Source organism: Streptococcus pseudopneumoniae (assembly GCF_001072665.1).
Lineage (GTDB): Bacteria > Bacillota > Bacilli > Lactobacillales > Streptococcaceae > Streptococcus > Streptococcus pseudopneumoniae_S.
Window position 1 is genome coordinate 1 of the sequence record NZ_JVJI01000123.1, and the last position, 8,786, is coordinate 8,786.

The following is an 8,786-nucleotide window of genomic DNA, read 5'->3' on the forward strand; positions in this document are numbered from 1 at the left end:
AGGCTGTACTTGAGTACGGCAAGGCGACGTTGACGTGGTTTGAATTTGATTTTCGAAGAGTATAAGATTTCGCAATACGACCTTCATACCCCATTATCTGCGAGATGAACTCGGCCTCCTTTATTTTCTGGAGGGTTAAATGAAAACGTCCAAATTCATCTACTGATAAGATTCCATCTTGATTATAGCTTTTCAACAAGGAAAGTTGATACTTAACTTTAGCAGATACGATTTCCTTTGAAAGAGCTAGACAAAAGTCTTGGTCTAGACAAGCCCTGACTTGTTTCTCTTGCTTATCAAAGTCTTCTTGACGATAAGAATCTAAACAAGCCAAAAATTTACCCTCTTCTGTAAAATAGTAAACATTGATATTTTCCTTTGCTAGGGCTCTTAATAACTGGGTTGATACTTGAGCCTTACCAAATATTAAAACATTTTCTACTAAGTGGATAGAGATTTCACTTTCTATCTCCCTTCGACCATTTTTTATGATAATCTTCTGACTGGATAAGCCTAAAAAGTAATCCGACTTTTGTACAAATAAATCACTCATCTATCACTTTCCCTTCTAAAATCATAAAGGATACTAGTCTATCACTTTTTAAAAAATTGTCAACTATTTTTGTACTTTTTTTCAAAAAAACGAACCAGCTTGACTGATTCGTTTTGTGACTTCTATCTCCTACTTCCGATACATTTTAAATTGTAGAAAGAGGTCGCTGTATTTGCCTGTCCATTTATGGTTAAATTTCTCATAAACCTCTAGGTGTTTCATAGTTTCAGCATCTGGATAGAAGGCTTTATCTTCTTTTTTCTCCTCTGGGAGTAATTCCTTAGCTGGTAGGTTTGGTGTTGAATAGCCGACATACTCTGCATTTTTGAGAGCATTTTCAGGTTTCAACATAAAGTTGATAAAGGCATAGGCTGCATCTTGGCTTTTGACTGTTTTAGGAATGACCATATTGTCAAACCAAAGGTTGCTGGCCTCAGTCGGAACCACATAGCGTAGATTTTCATTTTTCTCCAGCATTTGGCTGGCTTCACCAGAGAAGGTCACGCCGATAGCAGCATTGTTCTGAATCATGTAGCCCTTCATCTCGTCGGCAACAATAGCCTTGATATTTGGAGTGAGCTTGTAAAGCTTGTCCACTGTCTCTTCCAACTGCTGGGTATCCTTGGAGTTGAGGCTGTAGCCCAGAGAGTTGAGACCTAAACCCAATACCTCACGCGCCCCATCAAAAAGCATGATAGAATTCTTATACTCTGGCTTCCAGAGATCATCCCAATGCTCAGGTGCTTCCTCTACCATGGTTTCATTGTAGACAATTCCCAAGGTTCCCCAGAAGTAAGGAATAGAGTATTTATTTCCTGGGTCAAAGGACTGGTTGAGGAACTCTGGCCCGATATTTTCAAGACCTTCAAGTTTTGAATAGTCAAGCGGTACCAAGAGGTCTTCGTCCTTCATCTTGTTAATCATGTATTCACTAGGAATGGCGATATCGTAGGTCGTTCCCCCTTGCTTGATCTTGGTATACATGGCTTCGTTGGAGTCAAAGGTCTCGTACTGGACTTGGATTCCTGTTTCTTCTGTAAACTTAGTCAAGAGTTCAGGATCGATATAGTCTCCCCAGTTGTAGATAACCAGTTTTTGACTATCTCGGCTATTGATTTTACTATCGAGATGAGTCGCAATTCCCCACAAGACCAGGATAATGGCTACGATTCCTGCTAAAAATGAATAGAGTTTTTTCATGCTTGCTCCTCCTTCTCACGTGAGATAAAGTAATATCCAACAACTAGGATAATACTAAAGAGAAAGACAAGGGCAGACAGAGCATTGATTTCTAGCGAAATCCCCTTACGAGCACGAGAGTAAATCTCGACTGACAGGGTTGAAAAGCCATTTCCCGTTACAAAGAAGGTCACAGCAAAGTCATCTAGCGAATAGGTGAAGGCCATGAAATAACCTGCAATGATAGACGGAGTCAGGTAAGGAAGCATGATTTCCTTGAACATCTGAAATTGACTGGCACCAAGGTCATAGGCCGCATGAATCATGTCACCGTTCATTTCCTTGAGTCGAGGCAAAACCATCAAGACCACGATAGGAATCGAGAAGGCCACGTGACTAGATAGAACAGTCAAAAAGCCAAGTGAAAACTTGAGTTGGGTAAAGAGAATCAAGAAGCTGGCACCAATCATAACATCAGGCGCAACCATGAGGATATTATTGAGTGAAAGAAAGGCTTCTTGGTATTTCTTACGAGATTGGTAGATGTAAATGGCTCCAAAAGTCCCGATAATGGTCGCTATCAAGGCTGATAGAAAGGCCAAGAAAAAGGTCTGGGTCACAATTAACATAAGGCGACCATCGCCAAACATGGTTTTAAAATGGCTCAAGCTAAAGCCTGTAAAGCTGTTCATGTCGTTGCCTGCATTAAAGGCGTAGCCAATCAAGTAAAAAATCGGCAGGTAGAGGACAAGAAAGACCAGTCCCAGATAAAGGTTGGCAAATTTTTTCATCGTTCTCTCCTTTCCTTGGTCACCCACATGGTGATGAACATGGTCAGAATGAGAATCACACCGATGGTAGAACCCATACCGTAGTTGTCATTTGTCAGGAAGTTCTGCTCAATGGCTGTCCCCAAGGTGATAACGCGGTTCCCACCAATCAAACGAGTCAGCATGAAGAGACTCAAGCTTGGAATAAAGACCGACTGAACTCCACTTCGCACGCCGTTCATCGATAGAGGGAAGATGACATGGCGGAAGGTCTCCCACTTGGTCGCACCCAGATCGTAGCTGGCATTGATGAGGTTATTATCCATATCGTCCAAGACATTGAAAATGGGCAAAATCATAAAGGGAAGCTCGATGTAGCTTGCGACAAAGATAAAGGAGAAATCGGTAAAGAGCAACTGCTGTGAACCAATTCCGATGAATTCCAAAAATTGGTTAATAGAGCCATTTTGACCAAAAATTCCAATAAAGGCATAGGCCTTAAGGAGCAAATTGATCCAAGTTGGCAGGATAATCAGCATGAGCCAGAGTTGACGGTGCTTGAGACGGGTCAAAAAGAGGGCTGTTGGATAGCTGATAAGCAAGGTCACAAAGGTCACAATTCCTGCATATAGTACAGAGTTGAAACTCATTTTTAGGTAGGTCAAGTTTTGTGACGCAAAGTAAGATTTATAGTTTTCTAAACTGAATTGTCCTTCAATATTGAAAAAGGATTGACCGAAAATCAAGACCAAGGGTGCCAGGACAAAGAGGGCAATCCAGAGCATGTAGGGCACTACAAAGAGTTTAGAGCTTGTTTTCTTCATCTCTTTCCTCCTCGATTGCATTGATTAGACCTGCTTCTTGCTCTTCGATTTCTACGTACTCCTCAATACGAGCATCGAACTCTTCTTCAGTTTCGTTGAGACGCATGATATGGATGTCTTCCGGTTCAAAGTCCAGACCGATTTCCTCACCCACGATGGCCTTACGAGTCGAGTGGATCATCCATTCATTCCCAAGTTCGTCATAGGCGATAATTTCATAGTGAACCCCACGGAAGAGCTGGGTATCCACCTTAACTTGGAGCTTGCCTTCTTCAGGAAGGGTAATCCGCAAGTCCTCTGGACGAATCACGACCTCAACAGGTTCATTTGGCTTCATCCCACCATCGACCGCTTCAAAGCGTTTGCCGTTGAACTCAACCAAGTAGTCCTCAATCATGATTCCTGGCAAGATATTTGACTCACCGATAAAGGTCGCAACAAAGTGGTTGATTGGCTCATCATAGATATCTACTGGTGTTCCAGACTGGACAATCTCGCCATCATTCATGACGAAAATCCAGTCACTCATGGCAAGTGCTTCTTCCTGATCGTGAGTAACAAAAACAAAGGTGATTCCCAATCGTTGTTGCAGTTCACGCAGTTCGTACTGCATGTCTGTTCTTAATTTCAAGTCCAGCGCTGATAAAGGCTCGTCCAACAAGACCACACGGGGTTGGTTGATGATGGCACGGGCAATGGCTACACGCTGACGTTGTCCTCCAGAGAGTTTACGAATGGAACGTTTTTCGTAACCTTCCAACTGAACCATCTTGAGAACTTCAGCAACACGTTGCTCGATTTCTTTCTTGTCAATTTTACGCAAGCGAAGTGGAAAGGCAACATTTTCAAACACATTCATATGTGGAAACAAGGCATAGGATTGGAAGACAGTATGGACGTCTCTCTTGTTGGTTGGGATATCATTGATACGGACACCATCCAGCAAAATATCTCCTGTCGTCGCATCCAGTAAACCTGCAATGATGTTAAGGATAGTTGATTTCCCTGAACCAGACGCGCCTAGAAGAGTATAGAACTTCCCTTCTTCCAACTCAAAGTTGATATCTTTGAGAACCTTGGTGTTGCTGTCTTCAAAAACTTTAGAGACGTTTTTGAATTCGATAATTGGTTTTTTCAATTGTCATTTATTCCTTCTTTTTCATAGATTAACAGATCAGGGCTCTGTCAGGCCGCCACTACCTCGTGTAGGAGACTGAACTGCCTACATTCTTCTGCACTGACGATAGGCTTTCACCCCCTTTCCATGATATAGCAGCAGCTTTTCAACTACAGCTTTCTACTTGCTTTCACCTAAAATACGGACTTCTCTCTCAAGAGTAACGCCAGAGTGCTCCTTGACTTTTTCGATCACAGACTCAATCAAGTCCTCGTAGTCTTTGGCCGTTCCGTCTGCAACATTGATCATAAATCCTGCGTGCTTTTCAGACACTTCTACGCCACCGATACGATAGCCTTTCAAGCCAGCTTCTGAAATTAATTGACCTGCAAAATGTCCTACTGGACGCTTAAAGACCGAACCACAAGATGGATATTCTAAAGGTTGCTTGAGTTCACGTAGATGCGTCAAGCGATCCATTTCTTGCTTGATAACCTGATGGCTTCCTGGAGCAAGGGCAAATTTAGCTGACAAGACAATTGCACCAGACTCTTGAATGGCTGAGTGGCGATAACCAAAAGCCAAGTCCTTGACAGACAGGGTCTCGATTTCTCCGTCCTTAGTCAAGACCTTACAAGACTGTAAGATGTGGGCAATCTCGCCACCATAGGCACCGGCATTCATAAAGACAGCACCACCGACACTTCCAGGAATGCCACAAGCAAACTCAAAGCCAGTCAAACTATGACGAAGGGCAATGCGAGTTGTTTCAATCAAGTTAGCACCAGCTTCAGCTTCGATGGTATAGCCATCAACGGAAACATTATTGAGCTTGTCACACAAGATGACAAATCCACGAATCCCACCATCACGAACGATGATGTTGCTAGCATTTCCAAGGACCATCCAAGGAATATTTTCTTGATTGGCAAATTTGACAACGCGAGCTAACTCAAAACGATTTCGTGGAAAGACCAAATAATCGGCCTCTCCACCTACTTTTGTATAACTATAGCTATGCAAGGGTTCCTTGAAACGGATATCAATCCCTTCTAAGATTTCAAGCATTTTTTCTTTTACTGACATGACACTCTTCCTTTTACAAAATTCATTCCATTATACCATTTTTAAGACCATTTGACGACCCTAAAAAAATCTTGGGCTTATTTTAAACAAAAAAAGAGGTTTCCCCTCTTTTTATGATTTTTTGCAAAAGATTGCCTTGGTTCCATAGGCAAGCAGAATGAGCTCAACTGCTAGGACAACTTCAACCAAGACTGGATTGGTCAGCCAGCCAACTTGGGCAAGAGATGGTGCCAGGTCAAAGAAGGCATGTAGTCCATAGGCTGCTAGGAGATAAATCCATTTCTTCTGGCGAACAGCTTGGTAAACCCAAACAGTCAAGAGTAATTGGAAACCTAGCGCCAAGATTCTCTCAAAACCAAGCAAATAAATCTGCCAGACTGATAGCGACTGAATAGTTTTCAACATATTTTCAGATAGCAATTGCATGATCTGTGGATTCTGAGTTTGAACTGCTGAGAGAACGATGTAGAGATTAATCAAACTAGTAAGACCTAGGAAAATCAACTCCAAGCCACCATGCCCCAATCCATAAGCCAAGGCATCTGCCTTTTCCAAACTTCTCTTTTTCTCCAACCATTTGAAGAAAATAAGACGAGCTGTTTCCTCAAAAAAGGCTGCCATGGCTAGACCATAGATGATATAGACAAGCGGATGGTCTTGCAAGAGGGCAATACTACCGTCTTTTTGAGGATGTAAAACCAAGATATGCACCAGTTTTTCCAAAATCTGTGAAGAGACAAAGAAGGCAACAGCCCCCAAGCCCAAGACAGCTAGATTAATCTGGTGTTTCTTTTTGGCATACCAAACGCTTCCTAGCAAGAAAGCCAGCAACAGCACCATGGTAATGATAATATGAATGGTCATTTTCTTCTCCTATTCCGCCTTTTCAATATCTTTTTTCATCTCGTCAACATTGAACTTAGCAAACAAGTATTGACGGTCTTGGACTGGGAAACGTTGGTCCAATTGGTCAACTGCTCCCACCTCGATAATGCCTTCCTTGATGACAAAGTCCATGACATGCCCACCGAAGGTCAAATCATCTGAAATGAAGTGCAGATGGTAGCCTGCCACACTGACTCCATGGAAAATCTCTGGCGTCCAGAAACCAACGATAGTTCCCGCCACATTTTCACGACTATATTCAGGTTGATGGGTTGCGACATCAGCAAACTTGGTATCTGGTGTCGACTTAGGAATCATGCGCACATGCATATGCGAAAATTCCCCCCGAATCTTGATAGAGCGGAAAAGATTTTCCCCGTCATAATAAGACTCAATTCGTTCTTCCAATTCCTTGTCCGTCATCTCAAAGCGTTGGCGGAAAATGACCTCTGCCTGATGCGGTACTACTGCTGCATAAGGAATAAGGGCATCTGGTGATACTTCCACAATTTCTGGCTGATCTCCTGAGCCTTTGGCTTGATAAGCCTTGCCATCCAAGACAATCAATTCCCCATCAATGGAATCCAAGGTTCCCAAACCAAGATCACCATGCTCTAGCAATTCTCCCACTGTCATGGTACCACCATAAAGGCCGGCCATCAAGGCTCCAAGGGTATTGTATTGAAATAATTTCACTGGTTCCTGCACGTTCTTATCCATTCTCTTTCTTGTCTGTTATACTCAATGAAAATCAAAGAGCAAACTAGGAAGCGAGCCGCAGGTTGCTCAAAGCACTGCTTTGAGGTTGTAGATAAGACTGACAAAGTCAGTTACATATATCTACGACAAGGCGAAGCTGACGTGGTTTGAATTTGATTTTCGAAGAGTATTATTCTATAAATGTTACTCCTAAGTATACCACATTTGCCCCTAGATGTGAACGAGAGAAACACCCTAGACATTGCCAAGAAGGAAAAAAAAAGGTACAATGTAACAAAATCAAGGGAGGTTTGGAATGAAGAAACAAAGCAAGTACCAAGAGGTCGTTTCCTTTCTAAAAAATGGTATCGAGTCTGGACGATTTTCGACGGGAAGCCGCCTGCCTTCTATCCGTCAACTGAGCCTTGACTTCCACTGTAGCAAGGATACCATTCAACGAGCCCTGCTGGAATTACGGCACGAACAATACCTCTATGCCAAGCCCCAGAGTGGTTACTATGTCCTAGAACAAGGGCAACACCAGGATCTAGAAATCGAAGTCACTGACGAACATGCCAGTGCCTATGACGATTTCCGACTCTGTATCAATGAAACCTTGATTGGTCGGGAAAACTACCTCTTCAACTACTATGACAACCAAGAAGGATTAGAAGACTTAAGACAATCCATTCATAAACTCCTCTTTGACCAAGCTCTCTACTGCAAGGCAGACCAGTTGATATTGACTTCTGGAACCCAGCAAGCCTTGTTTATCCTTTCTCAAATTTCCTTTCCTAGCCAAGCCAAGGAAATCTTGGTGGAACAGCCGACCTACCATCGGATGAATCGCCTCTTGATTGCTCAAGGTCTGGACTATCAAACGATTGAACGAGGCATTGATGGGATTGACTTGGAGGAGCTGGAAGGCCACTTCAAAACAGGAAAAATTAAATTTTTCTATACCATTCCTCGTTTTCACTATCCTCTGGGGCATTCCTATTCAGAGCAGGACAAACGGGCTATTCTTGACTTAGCTGCCAAGTATGGAGTCTATATCGTAGAGGACGACTATCTGGGGGATTTGGACTCTAAAAAAGGCCAGACCTTCCACTATCTAGATACAGAGGAGCGCGTCATTTATATCAAGTCCTTCTCAACCAGCCTCTTTCCAGCCCTGCGGATAACAGCACTCATCCTTCCAAATACTATCAAGGAAGCATTTGTGGTCTACAAAAATATCCTAGACTACGATAGCAACCTCATTATGCAAAAGGCCCTGTCACTCTATATTGACAGTCAATTATTTGAGAAAAATCGACTAGCTCGCTTATCCAATCAGGAAGCTTACCAAAAACAAATCGAGGAAAGACTAGCTAACACTCCTTGTCCCCTTCCTCATTTTCCCCTACACGATGGTTTATTACTAGACCTGAGACAGTATTCTAAAATCGCTAGTCTCAAACACAGCCAACTGGGCTTGGATTTCTTTGAAGAGGCTTACTTGGATGCCTGCCCTTATCAATTTGCCAAGGTGTCCTTAGACAATCTGGAAAAGGTTTTAAACTATTTAAAAGCAGAATTGGATTGACTTCCAACTCTGCTTTTTTCTTATACTCTTCGAAAATCAAATTCAAACCACGTCAGCGTCGCCTTACCGTACTCAAGTACAGCTT

The 8,786-nt window shown here is 42.7% G+C and carries 9 protein-coding genes; 1 reads left to right on the forward strand and 8 read right to left on the reverse strand.

Annotated features, from left to right (window positions below; all coding sequences use genetic code 11):
* The 8 genes from cas1 to budA all read right to left on the reverse strand — a co-directional run.
* A partial coding sequence (gene cas1, locus ADH52_RS08155; RefSeq protein ID WP_049510894.1) for a CRISPR-associated endonuclease Cas1 occupies positions 1 to 553 on the reverse strand: 553 nt, incomplete at its 3' end.
* Positions 554 to 682: 129 nt separating this feature from the next.
* Positions 683 to 1,753 carry an ABC transporter substrate-binding protein gene (locus ADH52_RS08160; RefSeq protein WP_049510895.1) on the reverse strand — a complete coding sequence of 357 codons (1,071 nt, stop codon included), beginning with the start codon at positions 1,751 to 1,753 and terminating at the stop codon, positions 683 to 685.
* Complete coding sequence (locus ADH52_RS08165) at positions 1,750 to 2,523, reverse strand: ABC transporter permease (RefSeq protein ID WP_000712740.1); 774 nt, start codon at positions 2,521 to 2,523, stop codon at positions 1,750 to 1,752. The genes ADH52_RS08160 and ADH52_RS08165 overlap by 4 nt, the downstream gene beginning before the upstream one ends.
* Complete coding sequence (locus tag ADH52_RS08170) at positions 2,520 to 3,326, reverse strand: ABC transporter permease (RefSeq protein WP_000753801.1); 807 nt, start codon at positions 3,324 to 3,326, stop codon at positions 2,520 to 2,522. Before ADH52_RS08170 ends, ADH52_RS08165 begins: the two co-directional genes overlap by 4 nt.
* The gene (locus ADH52_RS08175) at positions 3,307 to 4,464 is read right to left on the reverse strand and encodes an ABC transporter ATP-binding protein (protein ID WP_049510897.1); all 1,158 of its coding nucleotides are present in this window, start codon (positions 4,462 to 4,464) and stop codon (positions 3,307 to 3,309) included. Before ADH52_RS08175 ends, ADH52_RS08170 begins: the two co-directional genes overlap by 20 nt.
* Before the next feature lie 159 nt (positions 4,465 to 4,623).
* Complete coding sequence (gene murB / locus ADH52_RS08180) at positions 4,624 to 5,529, reverse strand: UDP-N-acetylmuramate dehydrogenase (RefSeq protein WP_049510898.1); 906 nt, start codon at positions 5,527 to 5,529, stop codon at positions 4,624 to 4,626.
* Positions 5,530 to 5,640: 111 nt separating this feature from the next.
* The gene (locus tag ADH52_RS08185) at positions 5,641 to 6,393 is read right to left on the reverse strand and encodes a YhfC family intramembrane metalloprotease (protein WP_049510899.1); all 753 of its coding nucleotides are present in this window, start codon (positions 6,391 to 6,393) and stop codon (positions 5,641 to 5,643) included.
* Between the two features lie 9 nt (positions 6,394 to 6,402).
* Positions 6,403 to 7,134: an acetolactate decarboxylase gene (budA, locus tag ADH52_RS08190; RefSeq protein WP_020903182.1), complete on the reverse strand. Its 732-nt coding sequence runs from the start codon at positions 7,132 to 7,134 to the stop codon at positions 6,403 to 6,405.
* A 295-nt stretch (positions 7,135 to 7,429) separates the two neighbouring features.
* Between budA and ADH52_RS08195 the strand changes: the two genes are divergently transcribed.
* Positions 7,430 to 8,701 (forward strand): PLP-dependent aminotransferase family protein, encoded by a 1,272-nt coding sequence (locus ADH52_RS08195; RefSeq protein WP_020903181.1) that lies wholly within the window; start codon positions 7,430 to 7,432, stop codon positions 8,699 to 8,701.
* The last annotated feature ends 85 nt before the right edge of the window (positions 8,702 to 8,786 follow it).

Bases quoted from the DNA above. Each gene is read 5' to 3' on its own strand.
- ADH52_RS08160 (WP_049510895.1), bottom strand. From the start codon at position 1,753: ATGAAAAAACTCTATTCATTTTTAGCAGGAATCGTAGCCATTATCCTG.
- ADH52_RS08165 (WP_000712740.1), bottom strand. From the start codon at position 2,523: ATGAAAAAATTTGCCAACCTTTATCTGGGACTGGTCTTTCTTGTCCTC.
- ADH52_RS08170 (WP_000753801.1), bottom strand. From the start codon at position 3,326: ATGAAGAAAACAAGCTCTAAACTCTTTGTAGTGCCCTACATGCTCTGG.
- murB (WP_049510898.1), bottom strand. From the start codon at position 5,529: ATGTCAGTAAAAGAAAAAATGCTTGAAATCTTAGAAGGGATTGATATC.
- ADH52_RS08185 (WP_049510899.1), bottom strand. From the start codon at position 6,393: ATGACCATTCATATTATCATTACCATGGTGCTGTTGCTGGCTTTCTTG.
- budA (WP_020903182.1), bottom strand. From the start codon at position 7,134: ATGGATAAGAACGTGCAGGAACCAGTGAAATTATTTCAATACAATACC.
- ADH52_RS08195 (WP_020903181.1), top strand. From the start codon at position 7,430: ATGAAGAAACAAAGCAAGTACCAAGAGGTCGTTTCCTTTCTAAAAAAT.